At 68.5% G+C, this 22,555-nt stretch carries 23 protein-coding genes and 1 pseudogene; 7 read left to right on the top strand and 17 right to left on the bottom strand.

From position 1 onward, the window contains the following. Positions 1–14 precede the first annotated feature (14 nt). The gene (locus ACWEWT_RS21475) at positions 15–509 is read right to left on the bottom strand and encodes a YbaB/EbfC family nucleoid-associated protein (protein ID WP_452561346.1); all 495 of its coding nucleotides are present in this window, start codon (positions 507–509) and stop codon (positions 15–17) included. Between the two features lie 16 nt (positions 510–525). Beyond that, positions 526–846, bottom strand: a complete 321-nt coding sequence (locus ACWEWT_RS21470) for a hypothetical protein (protein WP_452561344.1) — start codon at positions 844–846, stop codon at positions 526–528. Between the two features lie 319 nt (positions 847–1,165). On the opposite strand from ACWEWT_RS21470, the gene dtd reads away from it, so the two are divergent. Continuing rightward, complete coding sequence (gene dtd / locus ACWEWT_RS21465) at positions 1,166–1,609, top strand: D-aminoacyl-tRNA deacylase (RefSeq protein WP_452561343.1); 444 nt, start codon at positions 1,166–1,168, stop codon at positions 1,607–1,609. Positions 1,610–1,634: 25 nt separating this feature from the next. Here the strand turns inward: dtd and map are convergent, their stop codons facing one another. The 11 genes and pseudogenes from map to ACWEWT_RS21410 all read right to left on the bottom strand — a co-directional run. Further along, positions 1,635–2,432, bottom strand: a complete 798-nt coding sequence (gene map, locus ACWEWT_RS21460; RefSeq protein ID WP_452561342.1) for a type I methionyl aminopeptidase — start codon at positions 2,430–2,432, stop codon at positions 1,635–1,637. 44 nt (positions 2,433–2,476) lie between these two features. Further along, on the bottom strand, positions 2,477–3,037 hold the full coding sequence (locus ACWEWT_RS21455) for an adenylate kinase (RefSeq protein ID WP_039822471.1): 561 nt from the start codon (positions 3,035–3,037) through the stop codon (positions 2,477–2,479). After that, positions 3,034–4,356 carry a preprotein translocase subunit SecY gene (secY, locus tag ACWEWT_RS21450; protein WP_452561341.1) on the bottom strand — a complete coding sequence of 441 codons (1,323 nt, stop codon included), beginning with the start codon at positions 4,354–4,356 and terminating at the stop codon, positions 3,034–3,036. The genes ACWEWT_RS21455 and secY overlap by 4 nt, the downstream gene beginning before the upstream one ends. 241 nt (positions 4,357–4,597) lie before the next feature. Further along, on the bottom strand, positions 4,598–5,041 hold the full coding sequence (rplO, locus tag ACWEWT_RS21445; RefSeq protein ID WP_450002801.1) for a 50S ribosomal protein L15: 444 nt from the start codon (positions 5,039–5,041) through the stop codon (positions 4,598–4,600). 1 nt (position 5,042) lies between these two features. Next, positions 5,043–5,222, bottom strand: a complete 180-nt coding sequence (gene rpmD, locus ACWEWT_RS21440) for a 50S ribosomal protein L30 (RefSeq protein WP_265802553.1) — start codon at positions 5,220–5,222, stop codon at positions 5,043–5,045. A gap of 2 nt (positions 5,223–5,224) precedes the next feature. After that, positions 5,225–5,872, bottom strand: a complete 648-nt coding sequence (gene rpsE / locus ACWEWT_RS21435; RefSeq protein WP_452561339.1) for a 30S ribosomal protein S5 — start codon at positions 5,870–5,872, stop codon at positions 5,225–5,227. Between the two features lie 46 nt (positions 5,873–5,918). Next, entirely contained in the window at positions 5,919–6,326 is a 408-nt protein-coding gene (rplR, locus tag ACWEWT_RS21430) for a 50S ribosomal protein L18 (RefSeq protein ID WP_030522649.1), read from the bottom strand. 2 nt (positions 6,327–6,328) lie between these two features. Continuing rightward, positions 6,329–6,865, bottom strand: a complete 537-nt coding sequence (gene rplF / locus ACWEWT_RS21425) for a 50S ribosomal protein L6 (protein WP_452561337.1) — start codon at positions 6,863–6,865, stop codon at positions 6,329–6,331. Between the two features lie 15 nt (positions 6,866–6,880). After that, entirely contained in the window at positions 6,881–7,279 is a 399-nt protein-coding gene (rpsH, locus tag ACWEWT_RS21420) for a 30S ribosomal protein S8 (protein ID WP_069161946.1), read from the bottom strand. 358 nt (positions 7,280–7,637) lie between these two features. Continuing rightward, complete coding sequence (locus ACWEWT_RS21415; protein ID WP_452561446.1) at positions 7,638–8,681, bottom strand: MSCRAMM family protein; 1,044 nt, start codon at positions 8,679–8,681, stop codon at positions 7,638–7,640. A gap of 9 nt (positions 8,682–8,690) precedes the next feature. Beyond that, positions 8,691–10,139, bottom strand: a pseudogene (locus tag ACWEWT_RS21410) (MFS transporter); the annotation flags it as partial. A gap of 182 nt (positions 10,140–10,321) precedes the next feature. Between ACWEWT_RS21410 and ACWEWT_RS21405 the strand changes: the two are divergent. Continuing rightward, a complete protein-coding gene (locus tag ACWEWT_RS21405; RefSeq protein WP_452561336.1) occupies positions 10,322–11,452 on the top strand; it encodes an alkaline phosphatase family protein in 1,131 nt (376 codons plus the stop codon). Here the strand turns inward: ACWEWT_RS21405 and ACWEWT_RS21400 are convergent. Further along, positions 11,439–12,659 (bottom strand): MFS transporter, encoded by a 1,221-nt coding sequence (locus ACWEWT_RS21400; protein WP_452561335.1) that lies wholly within the window; start codon positions 12,657–12,659, stop codon positions 11,439–11,441. The two genes, ACWEWT_RS21405 and ACWEWT_RS21400, sit on opposite strands and share 14 nt — an antisense overlap. A 194-nt stretch (positions 12,660–12,853) precedes the next feature. On the opposite strand from ACWEWT_RS21400, the gene ACWEWT_RS21395 reads away from it, so the two are divergent. Further along, positions 12,854–13,489 (top strand): MBL fold metallo-hydrolase, encoded by a 636-nt coding sequence (locus tag ACWEWT_RS21395; protein WP_452561445.1) that lies wholly within the window; start codon positions 12,854–12,856, stop codon positions 13,487–13,489. Here the strand turns inward: ACWEWT_RS21395 and ACWEWT_RS21390 are convergent. Both ACWEWT_RS21390 and ACWEWT_RS21385 read right to left on the bottom strand, forming a co-directional pair. Further along, on the bottom strand, positions 13,455–15,029 hold the full coding sequence (locus tag ACWEWT_RS21390) for an MFS transporter (protein ID WP_452561333.1): 1,575 nt from the start codon (positions 15,027–15,029) through the stop codon (positions 13,455–13,457). The genes ACWEWT_RS21395 and ACWEWT_RS21390 overlap by 35 nt on opposite strands. Positions 15,030–15,042: 13 nt before the next feature. Then, the gene (locus tag ACWEWT_RS21385; protein ID WP_452561331.1) at positions 15,043–16,251 is read right to left on the bottom strand and encodes a cytochrome P450; all 1,209 of its coding nucleotides are present in this window, start codon (positions 16,249–16,251) and stop codon (positions 15,043–15,045) included. Between the two features lie 157 nt (positions 16,252–16,408). Between ACWEWT_RS21385 and ACWEWT_RS21380 the strand changes: the two genes are divergently transcribed. The 3 genes from ACWEWT_RS21380 (at position 16,409) to ACWEWT_RS21370 (ending at position 19,018) form a co-directional block, all read left to right on the top strand. After that, positions 16,409–16,966 carry a TetR/AcrR family transcriptional regulator gene (locus ACWEWT_RS21380; protein WP_452561329.1) on the top strand — a complete coding sequence of 186 codons (558 nt, stop codon included), beginning with the start codon at positions 16,409–16,411 and terminating at the stop codon, positions 16,964–16,966. Between the two features lie 199 nt (positions 16,967–17,165). Then, positions 17,166–17,825, top strand: coding sequence for a hypothetical protein (locus tag ACWEWT_RS21375; protein WP_452561328.1), 660 nt, complete (start codon positions 17,166–17,168; stop codon positions 17,823–17,825). Next, positions 17,822–19,018: a PrsW family intramembrane metalloprotease gene (locus tag ACWEWT_RS21370; protein ID WP_452561326.1), complete on the top strand. Its 1,197-nt coding sequence runs from the start codon at positions 17,822–17,824 to the stop codon at positions 19,016–19,018. Before ACWEWT_RS21375 ends, ACWEWT_RS21370 begins: the two co-directional genes overlap by 4 nt. 1 nt (position 19,019) lies before the next feature. On the opposite strand, the gene ACWEWT_RS21365 is transcribed toward ACWEWT_RS21370, so the two are convergent. After that, positions 19,020–21,002, bottom strand: coding sequence for a TPM domain-containing protein (locus ACWEWT_RS21365; RefSeq protein WP_452561324.1), 1,983 nt, complete (start codon positions 21,000–21,002; stop codon positions 19,020–19,022). A gap of 158 nt (positions 21,003–21,160) precedes the next feature. Here ACWEWT_RS21365 and ACWEWT_RS21360 point away from each other — a divergent pair, with 158 nt between their 5' ends. Further along, a complete protein-coding gene (locus ACWEWT_RS21360) occupies positions 21,161–22,528 on the top strand; it encodes an acetamidase/formamidase family protein (protein ID WP_452561323.1) in 1,368 nt (455 codons plus the stop codon). Positions 22,529–22,555: the final 27 nt, after the last annotated feature.

Below are 22,555 nucleotides of genomic sequence, written 5' to 3'. Positions count from 1 at the left end.
GGGTTACCGGTGATTCACCAGCTGGAGTGCGTGACCGAACCGCTCCGGCCGCCACTGTCCGCACCGGCGGGCGGCGGCGCACTACCGTCGGATACCTGCCGGCGGACCGCGGCGGGCGGCCGTGCGGTGGACGCGCTGACGGTGCCCGGGATATCGACGCTCTCCATACCCTCGACGAGGTCGGAGAGTTTCGGCATCCGGTTCCGCTGCATATCCAGCGGCGCCATCAGATCGGTGGTCTTCTCGGAGATCGACTTACACGCCTGCTGAGTGGCCTCGACCACCGCCTTCGAGATCTCCGGATAGTCCAGTTCGTCGATATCGTCGGCGAATTTCACGTCGATCACCACATTGTCGGCGTTCACCGTGACCCGGACCTTCTTACCGCGGGCCGTGCCGGTGGCGGTGAGTTCCGCGCGTTGCTGCTGGATCCGGGCGATGGTGCGCATCTGTTCCTGCACACCACCGACAATCGCGGCGAGATCTGCCTTGGCCTGTTCGTTGGTCATTGTCGCGCCGGCCCGATCAGCGCAGACCGTCGCGGTTACCGTCTTCCATATCCTGCAGGTAGTCCGCGCTCTCGACCTGTCCGTCGTGGAAGGAACCCATCGTGCCGGAGATGTTCTCGGCACTGGCTACCAGGTTCTTCTTGCCGGAGCGGTATCCGTTGTCGTTGTCGCCCTCGTAGAAGGCGGTACCCAGCGAATCGTCACCCCAGGGCTTCCCGCGCGCCCCGATCCGCGATTCGAGGGTGTCGAGCACAGCGTCCACCCGGTCCCGGACACCGCCCGTCCGGTGCGCGGCCGCGCGGAAGGCTTCGTCGTTGTAATCGACCCTGTCGCCCATAACGCCCGCTCCTCCCGTGGTGCCGAGCCACCCCCCGCACCGTTGTCACCGTCGGGATCGACGATGGCAGCCGGGAACGAACCCGGCGTGATGCAGGTGTGAACAGGAGCTTGCTCATAGTTTGCGAACTGGAAATAGCGCAGCGCGCAGCAACTTACGTGCGACCGCGGCGGACCGGAACGGTGCGGAGAAGTATCCGGACGGATTTCGGTGAGCGTACCCCGGCAGCGAAGCGTCGAGCATCTCGACCGCCACCGCCCCTGGGATCCTCTGGCACCCGGATACAGAAACAACCTGCGACAGGGCATCATCGACCGGTATGCGTGCCCTTGTACAACGCGTGACCACGGCGCAGGTCCGGGTGGACGGCGAGACGGTGGGCCGGATCGATCCGGCCGCCCACGGAGTCCCGCACGGTCTGCTCGTGCTGATCGGGGTCACCCACACCGATACCGAGGCCCTCGCCCGCGCCATGGCCGAGAAGATCTGGCGCCTGCGGATTCTCGAGGGTGAGCGCAGCGCCGCCGATCTGTCGGCTCCGGTTCTCGTGGTCAGTCAGTTCACCCTGTACGCGGATACACGCAAAGGGCGGCGACCGTCCTGGTCGGCGGCCGCGCCCGGACCGATGGCGGAACCGATCGTCGAAACCGTCGCCGAAACGCTGCGGCAGCTGGGCGCCCCGGTGGCCGGTGGCCGTTTCGGGGCGCATATGCAGGTGGACCTGACCAATGACGGACCGGTCACCGTCCTACTGGAGCTGTGATCCGGCGGCGCGGTGATATCCGGCGCTACGGGCGCAGCGTGAGAATCCGGGGGCCGTCCTCGGTGACCGCGACGGTGTGTTCCCAGTGCGCCGCACGGGAACCGTCCGTGGTCACGACGGTCCAGTCGTCGTCGAGGACCTTGGTATCGGAGGTACCGAGCGTGAGCATCGGCTCGATGGCGAGTACGGAACCCACCACCAACCGGGGCCCCTTACCGGGTTCCCCTTCATTGGGCAGGAACGGATCGAGATGCATTTCCCGGCCGATACCGTGCCCGCCGTACCCGTCCACGATGCCGTACGGGCGCCCGTGCTCACCCGCCGCGGCGCGGGTACCGAGTTCGATCGCGTGCGAGATATCGGTGAGGCGGTTCTCCGGAAGCATGGCGGCGATACCCGCCTCCATGGATTTCTCGGTGGCCTCACTCAGCAACCGGTCGGCCTCGGACAGTTCACCGACCCCGAACGTCCACGCCGAATCCCCGTGCCAGCCGTCCAGGATCGCGCCGCAATCGATGGAGACCAGATCGCCCGGCGCCAGAACCTCCGAATCGGTCGGGATCCCGTGCACCACGCGGTCGTTCACCGAAGCGCAGATCGAAGCCGGGAACCCGTGGTAGCCCTTGAACGACGGCACCGCGCCCGCGTCCCGGATCACCTGTTCGGCGACCCGGTCCAGTTCGAGTGTGGAAACGCCCGGCTCGGCCGCCGCACGCACCGCGACCAGAGCCCGGCCGACGATCGCACCGGCCGCCGCCATGGCGTCGAGCTCCCCGGCGGAGCGGAACGGTACGACCTTCTTACTCTTGCGACCGAAGACCACAGCTCTCCCTCATCGAAGGATCGGCGCCGGATCGGGCACCGTGGCTATCCCGTGGTGGCATTACGGCCCAGTGCCTCCAGGGCCCGCGCGTTGACCTCGTCGACCTCGCCGACGCCGTCCACCGAAACGACCAGGCCGTCGTAGTAGTTCAGCAGCGGCTGGGTCTCGTCACGGTAGATCCGGAGCCGGGTACGGATGGTTTCCTCGTTGTCGTCGGAGCGACCCCGGGCCAGCATCCGATCGACCACGGTGTCCTCGGACACCACGAAGCACAGCACCGCGTCGAGTTCGCTACCCAGATCGTCGAGGATCTTGGCGAGCGCGTCGGCCTGGTCGACCGTCCGGGGATAGCCGTCGAGGACGAACCCGCGCGCGGCGTCCGGTTCGGCCACCCGGGACCGCACCATCCGGTTGGTGACATCGCTGGGCACGAGTTCGCCCGCATCCATGTAGCGCTTCGCCTCGAGGCCCAGCGGAGTCTGCTCGCTGATATTCGCGCGGAAGAGGTCACCCGTAGAGATATGTGGTACGCCCAGCTTCTCCGATAGCAGCACGGCTTGAGTGCCCTTGCCCGCTCCCGGCGGTCCGAGTAGTACAACTCTCACTTGAGGAACCCTTCGTAATTGCGATTCATGAGTTGGCTTTCGATCTGCTTCACGGTGTCCAGGCCGACGCTCACCATGATGAGCACGGCGGTACCACCGAACGGCAGATTCTGCGCCCCACCGGAGGAACCGATATCGAGGAACAGATTCGGCAGGACGGCGACCAGACCGAGGTAGATGGAGCCGGGCAGGGTGATCCGGCTCAACACATAGGTCAGATGGTCGGCCGTCGGCTTACCGGGGCGGTAGCCCGGGATGAAGCCGCCGAACTTCTTCATTTCGTCGGCGCGTTCCTCCGGGTTGAAGGTGATCGCGACGTAGAAGTAGGTGAAGAAGACGATAAGGCCGAAGTAGATCGCGATGTACACCGGGTTACCGGGGTTCACCAGGTACTTCTGGATCGCCTCCTGCCACCAGCTGGGATCGGTGGCCGAGGTCGAGCCGGTGAGCTGGGCGATCAGGTTCGGCAGGTACAGCAGCGAGGACGCGAAGATGACCGGGATGACGCCCGCCTGGTTCACCTTCAGCGGCAGATAGGTCGACGAACCGCCGTACATCTTGCGGCCGACCACACGCTTGGCGTACTGCACCGGAATCCGGCGCTGGCCCTGTTCGACGAAGATCACGGCCATGATGATGAGCAGCGCGGCCACACAGACGAGGCCGAAGACGAGGCCGCCGCGGCTGTCCAGGATCGATTTGCCCTCGCCCGGGATCCGGGCGGCGATACCGGCGAAGATCAGCAGCGACATACCGTTGCCGACACCGCGTTCGGTGATCTGCTCGCCGAACCACATCACCAGGGCGGCACCCGCGGTCATCACCAGGACGATGATGATCATCCCGAAAATGCTGGTGTCGGCCAGGATGTCCTGCTGGCAACCCTGCAACAGCTGACCGCGCGCGGCCAGTGCCACCAGACCGGTGGCCTGCAGGATCGCGAGCGCGACCGACAGGTAGCGGGTGTACTGCGTCATCTTGGTCTGGCCGGCCTGGCCTTCCTTGCGCAGTTCCTCGAACCGCGGGATGACGACGGTCAGCAGCTGGACGATGATGCTCGCTGTGATGTACGGCATGATGCCGATCGCGAACACCGAGAGCTGCAGCAGCGCACCGCCGGAGAACAGGTTGATGAGCTGGTAGATACCGGCGGAGTCACCACCGGAGACCAGGTCGATACATTCCTGGACCGCCCTGTAGTCGACCCCGGGCGACGGTAGCGAGGCACCGAGGCGGTACAGCGCGACCAGCCCCAGCGTGAAGAGAATCTTCCGCCGCAAGTCCGTAGTCCGGAAGGCCGTAACGAAGGCGGAAAGCACAGATCCTCCTGGCGAACGACATGGTCAGGCCATGGAATTTTTCAGCGTGTCCCGGTCGGAAATCGCCGAACCCATGACGGGTCTTGGCAGACAACACTTGAACTCTAACAGTGACGCCGGACGAGCCTGCACTCGTCCGGCGCCCGGTGTCTTCTCGACATGGTCGGGAGCGCTGCGTGGTTACACTGCGCTACCTCCTCCGCGCTTGACCCGACCATGTCGATCGTCGAAACGGCTGACGTCAGCCCAGTTCGGTGGCGGTGCCACCGGCGGCGGTGATCTTCTCCTTGGCGGAGCCGGAGAACTTGTCCGCACTGATCTGCACGGCGACGGAGATCTCTCCCTCACCGAGCACCTTGACCAGCTGGTTCTTCCGGACAGCGCCCTTGGCGACCAGCTCGTCCTTACCGACGGTGCCCCCTTCCGGGAACAGCTCGGCGATGGCGCCCACGTTCACGACCTGGTACTCCACCCGGAACGGGTTGGTGAAGCCCTTGAGCTTCGGCAGCCGCATGTGGATGGGCATCTGACCACCCTCGAAGGCGGCCGGCACGTTCTTACGCGCCTTGGTGCCCTTGGTGCCGCGACCCGCGGTCTTACCCTTGGAACCCTCACCGCGACCCACGCGGGTCTTATCGGTCTTCGCGCCCGGAGCGGGACGCAGATGGTGCAATTTGATGGTCATGTCAGACCTCCTCAACTGTTACGAGGTGGCGCACGACATTGATCAGCCCACGGTTCTGGGCAGTGTCCTCACGGACCACCGACTTGCGGATGCCCCGCAGGCCGAGGGTGCGCAGGCTGTCCCGCTGATTCTGCTTGGCGCCGATCGAACTCTTGATCTGGGTCACCTTGAGATCTGCCATCGTCAGACTCCTTGTCCGGCACGGGCACGCAGCATGCCCGCGGGAGCGACGTCCTCGAGCGGCAGACCACGACGGGCCGCGACCTCTTCGGGACGCTGCAGCATCTTGAGCGCGGCAACGGTCGCGTGCACGACGTTGATCGCGTTGTCGCTACCGAGCGACTTGGCCAGGATGTCGTGGATGCCCGCGCATTCCAGCACCGCGCGCGCGGCGCCACCGGCGATCACACCGGTACCCGGAGAGGCCGGACGCAGCATGACCACACCGGCCGCCGCTTCGCCCTGCACCGGGTGGGTGATGGTGGAGCCGATCATCGGGACCCGGAAGAAGCCCTTGCGCGCTTCCTCGACACCCTTCTGGATGGCCGCGGGAACTTCCTTGGCCTTGCCGTAGCCGACGCCGACCAGACCGTTGCCGTCACCCACGATGACCAGGGCGGTGAAGCTGAAGCGCCGACCACCCTTGACCACCTTGGAGACACGGTTGATGGCGACGACGCGCTCGAGCTGGTTCTTCTCGGCCGCATCGTTACGACGGTCGCCGCCCCGGCGGTCGCCGCCGCCCCGGCGGTTGTCGCGACCCCCGTCGGGGGCGTTGGAGTTCTGTCCGGCGGGTCCGTTTCCGCCGTCACGCCGCTGACGTCCCGGCATCAGACGTTCCTTCCGTTCACACAGGTATGTGCAGTCATGTTGGTCATCAGAACTTCAACCCGCCTTCCCGAGCGGCATCGGCGAGCGCCGCGATCCGACCGTGGTAGTCGTGGCCACCGCGGTCGAAGACCACGGCCTCCACACCGGCGGCCTTGGCGCGCTCGGCGATCAGTTCGCCGACCTTCTTGCCCTTGGCGGTCTTATCGCCTTCCAGCGCCCGCACATCGGCCTCGATGGTCGACGCCGAAGCGAGGGTACGACCGGCGGAGTCGTCGACGAGCTGGACGTGCAGGTGCCGCGAGGAGCGGTGCACGATCAGCCGCGGACGCGCGGTGGTGCCTTCGATCTTCTTGCGCAGGCGGAAATGGCGACGCGTCTTCGACAGCCGCCGGCGAGTGGAAGCATCCTTGCCCAGCGGAATCCGCTTGGCCTTCTGATTCTCGGTTTGCGCCATGATCACTTACCCGTCTTTCCGACCTTGCGGCGAACGACCTCGCCGGCGTAGCGGATGCCTTTGCCCTTGTACGGGTCGGGCTTGCGCAGGCCGTGGATGACCGCCGAAATCTGGCCGACCTTCTGCTTGTCGATCCCGGATACGGAGAATTTGGTGGGCGATTCCACCGCGAAGGTGATGCCCTCGGGCGCCTCGATCGGCACCGAGTGGCTGTAGCCGAGGGCGAACTCGAGGTTGCTGCCCTTCTGCTGCACGCGGTAGCCGACGCCGAAGATTTCCATCTTCTTCTCGTAGCCCTTGGTGACACCGGTGACCATATTGTCGACCAGCGTCCGGGTCAGGCCGTGCAGTGAGCGGCTGCGACGTTCGTCGTCGGGCCGGGTGAACACCAGCCGGCCGTCCTCCTGCGCGACGGTGATCGGCTCGGCGATGGTCAGCGACAGCTGTCCCTTCGGGCCCTTCACCGCGATGTCCTGACCGTTGATGGTCACCTCGACACCGGAGGGGAGCACCACGGGATCTTTACCGATACGCGACATTGTCCGTACCTCCCTTTACCAGACGTAGGCGAGGACTTCCCCGCCTACTCCCTGCTTGGCCGCCTGGCGGTCGGTGAGCAGGCCGGTCGACGTGGAGATGATCGCCACGCCGAGGCCGCCCAGGACCTTGGGCAGGTTGGTGGATTTCGCGTACACGCGCAGACCCGGCTTCGACACCCGGCGCAGACCCTGCAGGCTGCGCTCCCGGCTGGGGCCGTACTTGAGGTCGACGACGAGGGCCTTGCCCACGGTCGCGTCCTCGGTGCGGTAATCGGCGATGTAGCCCTCACGCTTCAGGATCTCGGCGATATTCGCCTTGAGCTTCGAATGCGGGGCCTTCACCTGATCGTGGTACGCCGAATTGGCGTTGCGCAGACGTGTCAGAAAGTCTGCGATCGGATCGGTCATGGTCATAGTTCGACCTCGACACCTTTCTCGCTGCGGTTCCCATACAACACCCGCGCCAAGGGCGCCGGCCGTGGGCCTACAGCAATTCGGCTGGTCCGGACGGCAGTCACCGCCGGATGAGTTCGTATCGCCCGGGGGCCCGCACAGGGCCGCCCAAGGGCACAATGGTGCCCCGGCAACCGGTCTAGTGTAGGAGCTGACCCGGGTACGACAAAATCGGGGCCCGCGATCGCCCGCTCGGCACGCGCGGGCGGATGGAACACCGCACGGCCGGACGGAACACAGCGGCCCGTACCAGGAGACGGCGGCAGGGGCCCGAGTGTCGACCGACTCGGGCCCCTGCCGGTTTTCCGTACCGTACAGCTCACCGGGCGCTGCGGTGCACCTCCGGCAACTCGCCGAACTGTTCGCGGGTCACCTCGTCCGCGCCGGCCGGGCTGTGCGGCGGTTCGGCCCGCAGATCCATATCCAGCCCCTCCACATCGTGCTCACCGATGTGCACCTGGGCCGTGGACGGTGCGTATCCGGTCGCGACGACCGTATAGGTGCCCTCGTCCAGATTGCCGAACACATACGACCCGTCCGCGCCGGTCTCCTGTGTCTCGATCACATTGCCGAGCGCATCGGTGAGCGTCACCCGGGCCTCGGCCAGCGGCCGGCCACCGCCGCGCACCACACCGCCGACCCGCACACCCGGACGCAGCAGCACCTCGAGCGGTGCGGTATCCCGGCTGCTCACCTGTGCCGATACCGCGGCCGGGTGGTAGCCGAACGCGCTGACCGCCACCGTGAACTCGCCTTCGGGCAGACCCGTGAGGTCGAAGCCCCCGGCGGAGTCCGACTCCGCCGCGGCCAGTACCTCGCCGCGCATATCGAGGGCGGTGACGGTCGCACCGGATACCGGCGTGCCGTCGCCGGTGCGCAGCACCGTACCCACCAGACCGGCCAGCGTGGTGAGGGTGACGTCGTAGGACACCGGATTGCTACCGAGGATCGCGGTGGACGCGTCCGGGCGCCGGCCCTCGGCCGAGGCGATCAGAACATACGAACCCGGCGCCGGGGCAGCCAGTTCGTAGAAACCGTCCTGACCGGACAGGGCCCGGCTCAGCTGCTGCCCGGCGGGTGAGATCAGCGTGAGGGTCGCACCGGCGATCGCGATCGCCCGCCCGTCGTAGACCCGGCCGAACAGGACCGAACCGCTACCGCTCGGCTGCGGTGCAGTATCAGCCGAGGTATTCGCACCGTTGCGGCCCACCGCGGCGAATGTCGCGGGTTCCGGCGCGGCATGGCGTGGCGATGGGTCGGTTGCCACCTTGCCGGTCACCGGCGTCGCGGCCTCGGCCTCGTCGACGACCCGCTCGGCTTCGACCGAGAGCCCGGCCGGCGCGGCCGGCGCCGCTTGCGCCATGGCGTGGACGGTTTCGGGCTTCGCGGCCTCGGCGGGAACGCCCGCGACCGCGGCGGCCGCCGCCCGCTTGGCGGTGGGGATGGTCAGCGCGATGATCGCCGCCGCGGCGGCCACGCCACAACCGATGAGGATGCCGACCTTGAAACCGTTCTCGGTGGGCACCGTGAAACCACCGGCGAAGGTGGTGCTCATCTCGGCCAGCACCGCACCGATGGCCGCCGAGGCCACCGAGGTACCGATCGAACGCATCAGCGTATTGAAGCTGTTCGCGGCCGAGGTCTCGGTGATCGGTACCGCGCTCATGATCAGGGCGGGCATGGCGCCGTAGGCGAAACCCACCCCGAGGCTGATGATGATGGCACCGACCATCAGTCCCCACGGCTCGCCCATCAGCGGCACCGTGGCGCCGTATCCGGCCGCGATGATGATCGCACCGAGGATCAGCGTGACCTTGGGCCCGGCCAGCGCGGACAGTTTCGCGCTCAGCGGCGAGGACAGCATCATCATCAGACCGCCCGGCGCCATCCAGAGGCCCATCGCGACCATCGACTGACCCAGGCCGTATCCGGTGGCCTCCGGCAGCTGCAGCAGCTGCGGGAAGATCAGCGCCTGCGCGAACATCGACATACCGATGACGATCGAGGCGGCATTGGTCAGCAGTACGCGCGGACGGGCGGTGACGCGCAGGTCGACCAGCGGATCCCGCGAGCGCAGCTCCCACGCACCCCACAGCAGCAGTACCACGGCAGCGGCGACGAACAGCGAGATGGTGGTGGCACTTGTCCAGCCCCAACTCGCGCCCTTGGATACGGCCAGCAGCAGGCTGACCAGTGCGGCGCCCAGACCGAGCGCGCCCAGCACATCGAACCGGCCGCGTTCGGCGCGCGGCGGGGTGGCGGGCACCACCGCGAAGATCAGCAGACCCGCCACGGTGGCCAGCGCCGCGACGCCCCAGAACAGGTAGCGCCAGCTGCTGTATTCCACGACCGCGGCGGCCAGCGGCAGCCCCAGGGCGCCGCCGACGCCGAGCGAGGAACTGATGAGCGCGATCCCCGAGCCGAGTTTGGCGGGCGGCAGCAGATCGCGCAGCGCGGCGATACCGACCGGGATCAGGCCCACGCCCATCCCCTGCAGTCCGCGTCCGATCAGCATCGGCCACAGCGACGAGGACACGGCGCAGATCACCGAGCCGATCACCAGCGGGACCACCGATCCCACCAGAACGGGCCGCTTGCCGAAAAGGTCACCGAGCCGGCCCGCGACCGGGGTGGTGACCGCGCTGGCCAGCAGGCTCGCGGTCACCACCCAGGTCGCGTTCGAGGGTCCGGTGTCCAGGATCTCCGGTAGCTGCCCGAGCAACGGCATCACCAGGGTCTGCGTCAACGACGCGACGATCCCGGCGTATGCGAGCACCGCCAGTACCGCCGCGGGGCGGACGACGGGTTCGGGTTTGGTCACGAGCGTGCTCCTCGATAAGTGGACGATCGACCGATGTGCATAATACACATAACATGCATGATGCAATCTAACCAATTCGCCGCGGTGAACATTCCGCGTCATCCGGCGCCGACGAGGTCGAACACAGACCCGGGCGCCGCGCCCCCGGCCCGGATCGCCGCGGATACTGCACCATTGGGAAGGTGCAGTACACGCTCGCCGATCTCCTGCCGTCCGTCGCCGCGTCGTTCGGGCTGGATACACCGAACCCGCTGGCTCTCGCACCCAACCGTGATGTGGTGGTGCTGCTGATCGACGGCCTGGGTGCCGAACTACTCGCCCGTCACCGCGATATCGCGCCCACCCTGGCGGCCCATATCGGCACCACGCTCACGGCCGGATTCCCGGCGACCACCGCGACCAGCCTGACGAGCCTGGCCCTGGGCGCGCCGTGCTCCGCGCACGGCATCATTGGCTACAGCTTCGCCGTCCCCGATACCGACGGCATCCGGTTGTTCAACTCGTTGCGCTGGCGGTTCGACTCCGCGACCGGCGACGATGCGCGCGACACCTATCCGCCCGAAACAGCCCAGCCGGAGAAGAGCCGCCTGCAGGACCTCGCCGCGCAGGGCGTGGAGGTGCACTATGTGACCCCGGAATACCAGACCCGCTCCGGCCTGACCCGGGCCGCCTTCCGCGCATCCGGAATCCATCATTCCGCCGCCACCCTCGCCGAGGTCCGGGCCGGAATTCTGGAGGTCGCCGACCACCCGGGCACCCGGTCCCGGTTCGCCTACGCCTATTTCCCCGAACTCGATTCGGCCGGACATCTGCACGGACCCGAAGCACCCGAAACACTGGCGGTACTCCGCGAGATCGACGCCTTCACGGCCGATCTGCTCGCCGATCTGCCGGATACCTGCACCCTGCTGGTCACCGGTGATCACGGAATGATCCACGCGGACAATATCGTCGACCTCGACGCGCGCGAGATGCTCCACCGGGGAGTACGTCTCATCGGCGGCGAGGCCCGGGTCCGCCATATCTATCTCGAACACCCCGGCGCATCCGCCGACGTGCTCGACACCTGGCAGGCCGAGTTGTCGGCACACGCACGGATCGTGAGTCGCGAACAGGCCCTGGACGAGCAGTGGTTCGGTCGCACCCCGCCCGGCCCGGTGATCGCGAACCGGATCGGCGATCTGGTCGCCGTCGCCGAAGGTCGCACCGTACTGGTCCGACCGGCGAGCGAACCCCTGGAGTCGGCGATGCCCGGACATCACGGCGCCTGGACGCCGGACGAACAGCTGGTACCGCTCATCACCTCGCGCTGATCCGACGATCCGGGTGGTGCCGGTTCTCCACACCGGGCCGGACCGCCAGGGTGAGCGCCCCCGCCGCCGCTGTGGCGGCCGCGGCGAACGCGACGAGACCGGACCAGCCGAACCAGCCGACCGCGGCGGCACCGAACGCGGTCCCCAGACCGCCGCCGACGAAGTACACGGCCATATAGGCGCTGTTGAAACGGGCCGGCGCGGCCGGCTCGACGGCCAGGACCGTGCTCTGGTTCGCGACCTGGGCCGCGAACAGCCCGGCGTCGAAGAGGCCGAGACAGATCAGCGTCACCGGGGTGTTCGACAGGGAGAAACCCAGCGTTGCCGCCGCCGCGCAGGCGAGCGCGAGGCCGGCCAGGATCACCCGCCGCGCACCGACGCGGTCGGTCCAGCCACCGGCTATCCGGGTCGCGGCGACCCCGAGGAGGCCGGCGCAGGCGTACCCACCGATCCGCTCGGGTGAATACGAGTACGGCGGCTCGGACAACGCCACCGCCAGCCCCGCCCATATCGCGCAGAAAGCGAAGAACCACAGGGCACCTCGTATCGCCGCCCGGCGCAAGACGGCGAATCGGGCGAGGAGTCCGGGGATTCCGCGCACGGTCGCCAGGTACCCGGCGGTCGTCCGCCCCACCGCGGCCGGCAGCGCGAAACGGGCGCCGACCGCCACTGCGGCGCAGGCCCCCGCGAATACGAACAGCATTGCGCGCCAGCCGATCATCTCGGCGAGCCACCCGCCCACGATGCGTCCCACGAGTATCCCGGCCGAGATCCCCGCGGTCACCACGCCGAGCACCGTGGCCCGCCGTCGCGGTGCGGCGAATCTCCCCGCCACCGAACTCAATTGCGCGCCGACGGCCGACCCCGCCCCGATCAGCCCCACCAGCACGCCGAGTTGTGCGGACGAACCCACCGCGGCGCCCACGGCCAGAGCGGCTGCCAGCGCCGCGAACTGCACCGATACGACGGTCCGCGGCGGGAACCGGTCCACCAGCGGCACCAGCAGTACCAGGCCCACCAGGTAGCCGATCGGTCCACCGGCCAGCGCGGCACCGACCGCGGCCGGCGAGGTGTGCAACGATCCGGCCACCTCCGCGACGGCCGGTTGCAGGGGGTAGGTGGTCGCGGTGCCCAGCGCGGCCGCGAGCGCCGCGAACCACACGACGGGCGTCCGCAATGCAGGTTCGGGAATCGGATCGGTTTCCATACCGCCGACGCTAGGAACGCACCGGCCCCGGTTCCGGCGGAAACCGGACATCACCGTCGGCCGAACGGATCCGCGCTCACCACCACCGCACGGCGCCCACCGACAACCCTTGACCTGAATCATTGTTTAGGTCTTAGCGTCGGGTCATGGTCACGAACTCGACAACCGATTCCGCAACAGCGTCCGCCGGCACGATCCGCCGGATACTCCCCGACCTCTGGGAGACCGGGGAATTCGTCGTCCCCGGTGGACCCCGCACCCATGCCTACCTGTGGACGCCGCCCTCGGGCGCGAACATCCTCTTCTACTCCCCCGGTAACACCGCCGATTTCGACGCACTCGCCGAACTCGGCGGCGTGACCCGGCAGTACCTGAGTCACCAGGACGAGGCCGGGCCGATGCTGCGGGCCGTATCCGATCGGTTCGGCAGCCGATTGCACGCCCCCGCCGCCGAGGCCGAGCGGATCGAGGCCTTCGCTCCCATCGATACCGCGCTCGCCGAGCGGGCGGTGGACGACGCCGGAATCGAAGTACTACCCACCCCGGGCCATTCCCCGGGCAGCACCAGCTACCTGGTGCCCGGACAGGGCGGTCTCACCTACCTGTTCACCGGCGACACCCTGTTGCGCTACGACGACGGTGTCTGGCGGACGGGCTACATACCCGGCTACAGCGACAAGGACGGACTACACGCCGCGCTCGATATTTTCGCCACGGTACAACCGGATGTCGTCGTATCCAGCGCCTTCCTCGCCGGGTCGGCCGGCTTCCACCGGATCGACCGGGGCACCTGGCTCAGTTGCCTCGACCAGGCCCGGTCCGGGCTCTGAGCCGGCGGATATTCGACCGCAGCGCCGGCCGGCCCGGCGCCCATAGCCCGAGGACGACGGCCGCGGCCAGACTGATGACGGCCAGAGTGAAGCAGGTCTGCTGCATACCCTGGACGAATCCGCCGCGGGCGAGGTCCAGCAGCGGCCGGGCCTGCGGACCGGCCGCTTCGGCGAGCCGGGCGGTGGCGGCGAGCGAATGAGCGACCGGTGCACGGGCGGGTTCCGGAAGCCGGGCCAGCACCGGGGCGACGGTATCGCGGTAACCGGCCGCGAGCACGGTACCGGCGACCGCGATACCGATGGCGGCGCCGATCTCCCGGGCCGCGTCGTTGACCGCGGCCGCTACGCCGTGATGTTCGGCGGCGGTGTCGTTCATGATCGCGGTGGTGGCCGGCGCCGCGGCGAAACCGAGTCCGATACTGATGACGAACAGCGGCCACAGCAGGCCGAGATAGCCCGAATCCGGCGTACACCGGCCCATGAGCAGCAACCCGACGCCGAGAACGCTCAGGCCCGTGACCGTCGGGAGACGCAGCCCGACCCGCACGGCCAGACGCGGAGTCAGCCAGGACAATCCGACGATCGCCACGCCCATCGGTAGCACCGCGACAGCGGCGCGCAGCGGGCTGTAGCCCAGGATGAGCTGCAGATATTGCACGACGATCAGGAACAGACCGAAGGTGATCAGGAACTGAACGGTGAGCGAGGCCGCGCCGCAACCGAATCCGCGGCGCGTGAACAAGCGCAGATCGAGCAGCGGTTGCCGGACCCGGAGTTCGACCGCGACGAACAGCGCCGCCGCCAGCCCGGCCCCGGCCAGTCCGGCCAGGATGCAGGGATCGGTCCAGCCTCGATCGGCGACATCGATCAGAGCCCAGACCAGCAGGCCGATCGCGGCGGCCACGGTGAACGCGCCGAGCGGGTCCCGGCTCACCGGACCGGAACTGCGCGATTCGGTGAGGGTGAACGCCGCCGCGAACAGCACAGCCGCCACCGCGGCCAGCCCGACGAAGATGGACTGCCAGGACCACCAGCGCAGCAGCAGTCCGGACCCCACCAGTCCGAGCAGACCGCCACTGCCGGCGAAACCGGCCCATACGCCGATCGCCCGGCCGGCCACCGCGGCGGGAAATCCCGCGGTGATCAGCGATAACGTCGACGGCATCACGAGAGCGGCACCGGCACCGGCGAGACCACGGGCCGCGATCAGCCAGCCCACCTCGGCGGTCAGCAGCGGCAGTACGGAGGCCCCGGCGAATATCGCGAGGCCGATGACGAGCACCCGGCGGCGCCCGAACCGGTCGCCGAGCGCACCGGCGGGCAGCACCAGACAGGCCAGCGCCAGGGTGTAGCCGTCGACGATCCATGCCGACTGGGTCGCATCGGCGCCGGTCGCCACCGCGAGCTGGGGCAGCGCGCTGTAGAGCGCCGCCATCGACGCGATCACCAGAGCCACCGCCAGACACGACACCACCACCGTCCGGCGCTGGTTCCAGGTCCAGCCCGACGGCGGCGCGCTGATCAACTCCGTGGTCGACAACTGCTTTCTCCGTTCACGATTCGTTGCGCGACCGGTGCGAACCGACCGGGTCGACGGCGAGATCCAGCCGGGCGAGCCTGCGCACCAGATGACTCGGCACCCAGTCCGGTTCGGGATCGCGGACGCTGAAATCACTGGTATGCCGCAGCAGCAGGTCGATGGCCGCACGAACCTCCAGTCGCGCCAGGGCCGCGCCGATACAGAAATGGATCCCACGACCGAAGGCGAGGTGGCCGCGGCGCCGCTCGAGCCGGACCTCCTCGGGCTGTTCGAATACCGCCGGATCGCGATTGGCCGACCCCCACAGCAGATACAGATGCGATCCGGCCGGCAGCTCGACCCCACCGAGCGCGGTATCGGCGGTGACGTGCCGGTAATGCCCCCGGAACGGTGATTCCAGCCGGAGCGCTTCGTCGACGAAGACCGGGACCAGCGCCGAATCGGCACGCAACGCGGCGGTGATATCGGGCCGGGTCGCGAGCAACCGGACCGCGGTGCCCAGCAGCGACGCCGTGGATTCGGCGCCGGCGGCCACGAATTGGACGAGCATCAGCACCGCCGTACCGGTCGATACGGTCCCGGCCGCCACGGCACGCGCCAGCTCACCGAGCAGATCCGGACCCGGCCGCGCGACGGCCCGGTCGAAATGCTCCGACAGATAACCGGCCAGTTCCATGGCCGCAGTGGTCGCGGCGGCGACCTCGTCGGCGCCGACCACCCCGTCGAGCAGTTGTGTAGCCGCGAACGACCACGACAGCAGAGTGCCGGAGTCCTGCTCGGGCAGACCCAGCAATCGGGCCACCACGGCCATCGGCAACCGATGCGCGATCCCGGCCACCCAGTCGATACTTTCCCCCCGCACACCGTCACGCCATGCCTGCTCGAGGGTCGCCACGACGAACGGTTCGAGTTCGCGGATCCGCGCGGCGGTCAGGGCCGGGGTGAACACCCGGCGCTGTGCTCGATGCGCCGGCTCGTCGCCGGTCGCCAGCACATGGCCGGGGTCGGCGAGGGGCGCGAGTTCGATCTCCGCGACCGTGCCGTCCGGGTGGACCATCATCGTCGCGGTCAGGTTCGAGGAGAAGTCGCCCGGCCGGGCGGCCGCTTCGGTCACCAGATCCCAGGTGGACACCAGGTAGAACCGCGATCCACCCACTCGGTGGACCGGGTCCTCGCGGCGCAATCGCTCGTAGAACGGATACGGATCGCCCAGCTCGTGCATGGACTCCACGCTTGCCGCCGCGACCGCCCCGAGACAAGTAGTGCGACCGAAGTCGATACGAAAAAGGTTCCGAGATATCGGACTGTTGTCTCGAGGGGTTACTTTCACCTGCGAAAACAAGCTCACACGCACGGTGATTTCGTCTCATACTGAGATAATGAGCAGGGATTGGCTACTGGGCACCGACCGGCACCACAGCGCCGCCGACCATATCTACGGCGCCGCCGCCGACCTCATCGCGCGCCACGGATTCGATCGGCTCGATGTCGACTCGGTGGCCCGGCACGCGCACTGCTCCCGCGCCACGGTCTATCGGCACACCGGGGGCCGGACGCATCTACGCGAAGCCGTCCTCACCCGTGCCGCCACCCGGATCACCGATCGCATCCAGGGAGCGATCGGTGATCGCACGGGCACCGACCGCACCTGTACCGCGCTCACTGTCGCGCTCAGCGAGATCCGCGCCGACCCCGTCGTGATGGCTTTCCTGACCTCCCGCCACGGCCCCCGGGCCGCGGTGACCTTCGCCGCATCACCCGCGCTCCTCCGCGTCGCCGCCGACCTGGTCGGTCTCCGGCGCGACGACCCGCTCACCGCCACCTGGCTCATCCGCTCCGTACTGCACCTGCTGCTGTGGCCCACCGACCAGGACACCGAAGCCCTTTTACTCCAGCGATTCCTACTCCCCGCCACCGATCAGCAACCACCTGCCTGAGCTGATTCCGGAGCCCGCCTTCCGGCCACTCAGACTGCGACCGGTTGTATCCTGATCTCGCATTTCGAACCCTTCGCGGTACCGGCTCCGGAGTTGACGCTCACGGCGAGAGAGTCCCGGATCGCCGGAACCACGAGACCGCTGGCCACCCAGGCGGAATACGGTTACATTCGAGCGAACACTTCGGTCCGGAGGTTCCATGGTCGCTCGCGCACAGTCGGCAGACGAGACCGGAGGGTTTTCGCCGGGAGATCGCTGGGTACCGGTGGACCGGCGCTGGTTCGGCCTGGACCGGGCCACGATCACACCCGCGCTGGTGGTGATCGTCGTGGCGATCGTCATGGGTGTCGTACTGCCCGCGGTGAATCGCGCGGTGCCCTACGACGACAGGGTTCGTCCCGGGGATGTCATGGCGCTACGCGGCGGAATCGAATTCACACCGGTACCGGGCTGGGGCATCACCCAGGGCGTACGAGCCGATGCCCCGCCGGTGGGCGGGTCCTATCCGACCCAGGCGGTGGTGGTGGACGGGCCACTGCGTTTCGGTATGGAAACCGGGACTTTCTCCGGGACCACGGCGGAGCTGCTCTCCCGGATCCAGCGGACCGACGAATTATCGCATCGAGGCGACCGGCCGCGAGTTACCGGGGACCCGGTCGCGATCGTCACCCGGGACGGCCTGCGCGGGCTGCTGGTCCGGTACTCCGATACGCATACCGACGGCGCGCTGGCGGCGTTCGTAGTGGCCGGAACCGGTGTGGAGGTCGTGGCCACCGGCCCGATCGACACACCGCCCCGGGCCGCGACCGATATCGCCGAGATGCTCATCAGCATCGCTCATACCGGGACGGAGTCATGATGAGCACCGATCTCGTACAACGCAGGGTCCGGGCAGTGGCGGATTCCGGGTGGGGGCGCGGCTTCACCTTCTACCAGCCACGCAACCTCGCCTTCTGGGTGTATCTGGTACTGGTCGGTGCCGGATCGGCCGAATTCGTCTCGATGCTCGCCGATCGCTCCGCTGTCTACGGTCCGGCGCTCGCGGTCGCGATCGTGGCCTTCACTTTGTACGGAGCATTGTTCTGGTGGTTCACCCAGCGCCTGGACCGCTACGCCCGCCAGCCCGCCACCATCCTGGTGGCCGCGTTCGGATGGGGTGGTTTCGCCGCGACCTGGATGCTGGCCGCGAATGCCAACGACGCGCTACGAGCGCTCTATGCCAAGGCTTTCGGCCAGACCTGGGCCCTGGACTGGGGTGCGGGACTCGCGGCGCCCTTCACCGAGGAGATAGCCAAGGGCATCGGACTGCTGTTGCTGATCGCGCTGGCGCCACGACTGGTCCGCACCGCATTCGATGGATTCGTACTCGGCGCGCTGATCGGCCTGGGCTTCCAGATCATCGAAGATATCGCCTACGCCATGAATTCGGCCGCTTCGCAATTCGGCGCCAACCAGATCGGCGCCGAGGCGTCGACGATCTGGATGCGGATGGTCGTCGGGGTCGCCGCCCATATCCTCTACAGCGCGATCTTCTGTGCCGGACTGGTGTACCTGCTCGGCCGTCCCGCCGAACCGCGCCGGGTGGGTCGTGGACTGGTATTGGCGGCCGCGGCGATGCTGCTGCACGGACTGTGGGATTCGACCGGCGCGCTGACGTTCGGCAACGGCGCCCTGGTGATCGCGGCATGGGTGGTACTCGTCCTGGTCGCGCTGGTACTGGTCGTACGCGTTTTCGAGATGACCGTGGTCCGGGAACGACAGTTCCTGCGCGATATCCTCGCCCCCGAGGTCGAGACCGGGGTACTGACCACTGCCGAACTGGACGCGGTCAGCGGTGACCGCCGGGTCCGGCGCCGCTACCGCAGATCCGGGCAGGGACGAACCGAACGCCGGCATCGCGGATTCGTTCTCGAAGCGGCCGGCGATCTCGCCGACGCACTCGCGGATGCGCGCGGCACGGATACCGCTCGCGTCGAATTCGCTCGCGGCGAGGTGACCCGGCTGCGCGAGCAGCGCCCGCCACCGTCACGCGATACCGCTGTCGACCGATAGGTCAGAAGCGCCCGCCCCGGCTGATCCGCCGCGATCCGCCCGACCCGCCGAAGGATCCCGCCCGATACCCACCGTGGCGACGGTGACCGCCACCCATCCCGCCGCCCATTCCACCGCGCAGCATGCTGTCGATCAGGATGCCGCCGAGGATCGCGCCCGTCTGTGCCGTACCCGACGGTGGGCGGCGGACCTCCCAGGCCTGTACCCCGGCCTGCGCTTCCTGCAGTGCGCGGCCGGCGAGATCGGCGGCCGCGCGGGCATGCTCGAGCGCGGCGGCCGGGTCCTCGGTGCGCAGCCGCTGCGCCTCGTCGAGATGGCGCTGGGCCTCCGACAGCCGAGTGCGGGGCATCGCGTCCATCGCGCCACGACGGGTGGCGATGAAATCGGTGGCCATCCGGACCCGGGTGGCCGCGTCGCCGAGCGCCTGGTCCAGCCGGCGTGCCACGTCCTCGGCGGCCCTCTTCCGGTCCCCGGCCGCGGCCAGCGCGTGATCCAGGGCTCCGTCCGCGGCGACCGCGTCGTGGTAGGCACTCAGCGGGTCGGCCGCGGCTGCGGTCTCGGCGCCGGACAGCACGGTCCGCGCGGCGGCGACGGCCGTCGCCAGTTCCGCACCGCCGTGTTCGGTGAGGCCGGCCGCGGTCTCGAGATCGCCGCGCAACTCCGCCAGGGCGGCGGGCAGCCCGGCCCGCGCCTGCTGGATATGGGCCGCCGCACCGTCCACCGCGTCGAGCAGGGTGCGCGCCTGTCCGAGCGCGCCCTCGGCCGCCCGGATATCGGCGACCGCCCCGCCCTGTTCGCCCACCGGCCGGGCGATTTCCCGGCGACCGTCACCGACGCACTCCTCGGCGAAGGCGATCCGTTCGCGGGCCATGGTGACGTTATCGGCGATCGGGGCCAGCACACTGGCCGGATGCGCGCCCGCGAGCCGGGTCAGTTCGGCCGCCGCGGCGGGGATCCGCCCGGTGAGATCGACGATATCGCGGGTCAACGCGTCCAGCCGGGGCCCGGCGTCGATCAGCAGATCACGCATGGCATCGAATTCGGCCACGCGGGCATCGAGTTCGCGGTCGGCACGTCCGGCGGTGGTGATCAGCTCGAGCAGCAGGGTGCGCTGTTCGTCCGGTGTCTCCGGGACAGCGTCGTCGAGCCGCTGCCGGATCGCGAACGCGGTCGCCGTGGCGGTCCGCGCGTTCTCCAGTGCGGTCCGGAAGGGCAGCACCGCCGTATCACCGAATTCCCCGACGGCCAGTTCCAGCTCCTCGGCGCTGGTCCGGACGGCATTGTCGAGTTCGACCAGGATTTCCCGCGAACGCGCGTGCAGTGCCTCGAGCGGCAGTGCCGCGAGCGCGGCGGGGTCGGTGGGATCGGTCTCCCGGGCCTGTTCCAGTTCGGCCCGGTCGCGAGCCCGCCGCCGGTAGCGCTGATACAGCAGCAGACCCGCCAGCGCGAACACGATCAACACCGCGATGATCAACACCGGGCCCGTGCTCACCCCGCCTCCGCTGATGGCCGTCCCGATCCCGGTGGCCGTGGCCACACCCGCGTCGGCCCAGCGGCTCGCACGCAGTGCGGGTTCCACCTCGTCGGTGAGGATCCGGTCGGTCTCGGATTCGCTCACCCCGCTGGGCAGCGCACCGTCGAGGGCATAGGCGCGATCGCGGGTGGCGACGGCCAGCAGCAGATCGCGGTCGCCGAATCCGGATAGCCGCGCGGTCTCGGCCGCCCAGTCCGGTGGGTTCATACCGGCGAAATCGCCCACGTAGGCGACCCAGAGTCGCACCTTGTGCTCGGTGTAGAGGGTATCGACCGCGGCACGCACCCGCTGGGCGTCACCGCTGTCGAGCGCACCGGCCGGATCGATGACGTAGGTGTCCATCCGAGTGGGCTGCTCCGCGGTGGCGCCCGGTGCCGCCACCGCACCGGCGAGCACCATCCCGAGCACGAACCACGCGATCCGGCGGAGCGGACTATTCGAGGTCGGCATGCCACGAATGTAGCGTGCGCGGCGAACCGGGCCGGTGGTCACGGCGTGCGCTCCGCCACGGTTTCGCCGTGGACGGTCACCGATACGAATAAGAAACACCGGCGAAATCTTGTCTCGATAACTTCCGGACGCTCGACCAGACAGCACCGGAGGTTCCCATGACCGATTTCCTCGCGCGCGAAGCAGCCGAGACCCTGACGCGCGGCCTGGGCAGGCGGGGATTCCTGCGCGCGGCCGCGGCGGTCGGCGCCGTGGGAGCCGCGGCCGCCGCGACGGCCTGTACCGCGGAGACCACCGCGAACACGGTCGCCACCTCGTCACCCGCGCTGCCGTTCAGTGGTGGCGTACCCGTCCTACAACCCGGGCAGGGCGATATCCCCGGTGACCACTACCTGGGGTCCGAAGTGGACCAGGTGCTCTGGGGCTATGTTCCCAACGTCCACAGCGACGCGGTCCTGCGGATGAAATCGGGCGAAACCGTCACCATCGACGCCGTCTCGCACGAAGGGATCCTGGAGGACCAGGGCCGTGACCCGCTGGAGTATTTCGGTGCCGAAGGTGTCGCGCGGGGAGATGTCCTCGCCGACGCGATCGCGATCGCCGAGGGGTACGAGCGCACGCCCCGCGACTTCGACAAGGACGGTCCGCATATCGTCACCGGCCCCGTCTTCGTCGAGGGCGCGCAGCCCGGCGATGTCCTGAAGATCGAAACCCTCGCCGCGGTCCCCCGAGTGCCCTACGGCGTGGTGTCGAGCCGGCACGGCAAGGGCGCACTCGCCCGGACGTCGAACGGCGAGGCACCGGCCGGTATCTCGCTCGACGAGGTGATGCCACCGGTGACGACCGACCGTCGGCCCGCCGGCGATCCACGCGACTACGGCAACGTCTCCACCTTCACCGCGATCGAAGAGGGCCTGGGCGTGATGCCCTTCGGCGACGCGAAGGTCCGCTTCCCGCTGCGGCCGTTCATGGGCATGATGGGCGTGGCATTCACACCGGATACCGATCCGAAAGCGGCTTCGGCCAATTCGATTCCACCCACCCGCGGTGGCGGCAATATCGATATCCGGCTGCTCGGCGCCGGTTCCGCGTTCTATCTGCCGGTCTTCGCCGAAGGCGCCCTGTTCTACGTCGGCGACCCGCATATGGCGATGGGGGACGGCGAAGCCGCGCTGACCGCGATGGAGGGTTCGCTACGCGGCACCTTCCGCCTGACCGTCTGCAAACCCGGTTCCGGGGACGCCCCCGAGGTCGCCTACCGGTACCCGTTCGGTGAAACCGACGAGGCGTGGATCCCCATCGGCCTCTCCGACCCCGACGGATCACAGCACGGCCAGTCCAGCGATCTGAACATCGCCATGCGCCGCGCGGTCGTCAACGCGCTCGACTTCCTGGAACAGGAGAAGGGAATGGATCGCGCCACCGCCTACGCGTACCTCTCCGCGGCGGCGGATTTCACGGTGTCCCAGGTCGTGGACCGCACGGTCGGCGTGCACGGCCAGATCTACAAATCCCATTTCGCCTGACGGCGGCATCCAGCCGCGGGCCGGACA

It is taken from the genome of Nocardia sp. NPDC003963 (genome assembly GCF_053605105.1).
Note: the sequence above shows the minus strand (reverse complement) of the source record. Positions and strands in the feature narration are given on the sequence as shown.

Bases quoted from the DNA above. Each gene is read 5' to 3' on its own strand.
- ACWEWT_RS21475 (WP_452561346.1), bottom strand. From the start codon at position 509: ATGACCAACGAACAGGCCAAGGCAGATCTCGCCGCGATTGTCGGTGGT.
- ACWEWT_RS21470 (WP_452561344.1), bottom strand. From the start codon at position 846: ATGGGCGACAGGGTCGATTACAACGACGAAGCCTTCCGCGCGGCCGCG.
- dtd (WP_452561343.1), top strand. From the start codon at position 1,166: ATGCGTGCCCTTGTACAACGCGTGACCACGGCGCAGGTCCGGGTGGAC.
- rplO (WP_450002801.1), bottom strand. From the start codon at position 5,041: ATGACCATCAAATTGCACCATCTGCGTCCCGCTCCGGGCGCGAAGACC.
- rpmD (WP_265802553.1), bottom strand. From the start codon at position 5,222: ATGGCAGATCTCAAGGTGACCCAGATCAAGAGTTCGATCGGCGCCAAG.
- rpsE (WP_452561339.1), bottom strand. From the start codon at position 5,872: ATGCCGGGACGTCAGCGGCGTGACGGCGGAAACGGACCCGCCGGACAG.
- rplR (WP_030522649.1), bottom strand. From the start codon at position 6,326: ATGGCGCAAACCGAGAATCAGAAGGCCAAGCGGATTCCGCTGGGCAAG.
- rplF (WP_452561337.1), bottom strand. From the start codon at position 6,865: ATGTCGCGTATCGGTAAAGATCCCGTGGTGCTCCCCTCCGGTGTCGAG.
- rpsH (WP_069161946.1), bottom strand. From the start codon at position 7,279: ATGACCATGACCGATCCGATCGCAGACTTTCTGACACGTCTGCGCAAC.
- ACWEWT_RS21415 (WP_452561446.1), bottom strand. From the start codon at position 8,681: ATGGCGCAAGCGGCGCCGGCCGCGCCGGCCGGGCTCTCGGTCGAAGCC.
- ACWEWT_RS21400 (WP_452561335.1), bottom strand. From the start codon at position 12,659: ATGGAAACCGATCCGATTCCCGAACCTGCATTGCGGACGCCCGTCGTG.
- ACWEWT_RS21385 (WP_452561331.1), bottom strand. From the start codon at position 16,251: ATGCACGAGCTGGGCGATCCGTATCCGTTCTACGAGCGATTGCGCCGC.
- ACWEWT_RS21380 (WP_452561329.1), top strand. From the start codon at position 16,409: ATGAGCAGGGATTGGCTACTGGGCACCGACCGGCACCACAGCGCCGCC.
- ACWEWT_RS21375 (WP_452561328.1), top strand. From the start codon at position 17,166: ATGGTCGCTCGCGCACAGTCGGCAGACGAGACCGGAGGGTTTTCGCCG.
- ACWEWT_RS21370 (WP_452561326.1), top strand. From the start codon at position 17,822: ATGATGAGCACCGATCTCGTACAACGCAGGGTCCGGGCAGTGGCGGAT.
- ACWEWT_RS21365 (WP_452561324.1), bottom strand. From the start codon at position 21,002: ATGCCGACCTCGAATAGTCCGCTCCGCCGGATCGCGTGGTTCGTGCTC.
- ACWEWT_RS21360 (WP_452561323.1), top strand. From the start codon at position 21,161: ATGACCGATTTCCTCGCGCGCGAAGCAGCCGAGACCCTGACGCGCGGC.